At 66.0% G+C, this 1,252-nt stretch carries 1 protein-coding gene; it reads left to right on the plus strand.

Going from position 1 to position 1,252, the window contains the following annotated elements; all coding sequences use genetic code 11:
* Positions 1 to 2: 2 nt before the first annotated feature.
* A protein-coding gene (locus ACWC91_RS41610) for an IS3 family transposase (RefSeq protein ID WP_450726408.1) occupies positions 3 to 1,225 on the plus strand; the annotation gives its coding sequence in 2 pieces (ribosomal slippage) (positions 3 to 255 and positions 255 to 1,225; 1,224 coding nt in all).
* Positions 1,226 to 1,252 lie beyond the last annotated feature (27 nt).

A 1,252-nucleotide genomic window follows, 5' to 3' on the forward strand; every position in this document is an offset into this window, starting at 1 on the left:
AGCTGCGCCGTCGTGCGGTGCGGATGGTCGCCGAGGTGCGGCCGGAGTACGACACCGAGTGGGCCGCGATGAAAGCGGTCGCCCAGAAGCTGGGCATCGGCACGACCGAGACGCTGCGCAAGTGGGTACGGCAGGACCAGATCGATGCCGGCAGCCGTCCGGGCACCACGACGGATGAGTCCGCCGAGCTGAAGCGGCTGAAGAAGGAGAACGCCGAGCTGAAGCGGGCGAACGAGATCCTCAAAGCCGCGGCGTCTTTCTTCGCGGCCGAGCTCGACCGGCCACACACACGCTCGTAGCGTTCATCGACGAGTACAAGGGCCGCTTCGGCGGCGTCGAGCCGATCTGCCGGGTCCTCACCGGCCACGACTGCAAGATCGCCCCGTCCACCTACTACGCCCACCACAAACGCCAGGCCACGCCCGCGGCCCGCACCGTCCGCGACGCCGTGCTGAAGACCCTCATCACCGAGGTGTACGAGGCCAACTACCGTGTCTATGGCGCCCGGAAGATCTGGCGGCACCTGAACCGCCAGGATGTCGCGGTGGCCCGCTGCACCGTCGAGCGCCTCATGCGCGAGCTCGGCATCACCGGAGCGGTCCGCGGCAAGAAGGTGATCACCACGATCCCCGACGCGAGTGCGGAACGGGCTCCGGACCTCGTGGACCGCGACTTCGTCGCCCCGGCCCCGAACCGCTGCTGGGTCGCCGACTTCACCCACGTCACCACGTTCGCCGGCGTCGTCTACGTCGCCTTCGTCGTGGACACCTTCTCCCGCCGCATTGTCGGCTGGTCCGCGGCCACTTCGAAGGAGACCCGGCTCGTCCTGGACGCCCTCGAGATGGCCCTCTGGCAACGCGACCGAGACCAATGCCCTTATCAAAAAGGCGAGTTGATACATCATTCCGATGCCGGGTCGCAGTACACATCGTTCGCGCTCGCCGAGCACCTCGACCGGGCAGGCATCGCCGCGTCGATCGGATCGGTCGGCGACGCCTACGACAATGCCCTGATGGAGTCCACGATCGGCCTGTTCAAAACTGAGTTGATCAAGCCCCGTCGGCCCTGGAAGACACTCTCCGAGGTCGAGCTGGCCACCGCCGAATGGGTCGACTGGTACTGCCACCGCCGACTGCACGGTGAGATCGGGCACATCCCACCCGCCGAATACGAGACCAACTACTACCTCGAAACCACGAAACCCCAGGTCACAGTCACACCCTAGAGTCTCGATCAAACCCGGAACGGTTCA

This window comes from Streptomyces sp. NPDC001204 (assembly GCF_053598035.1).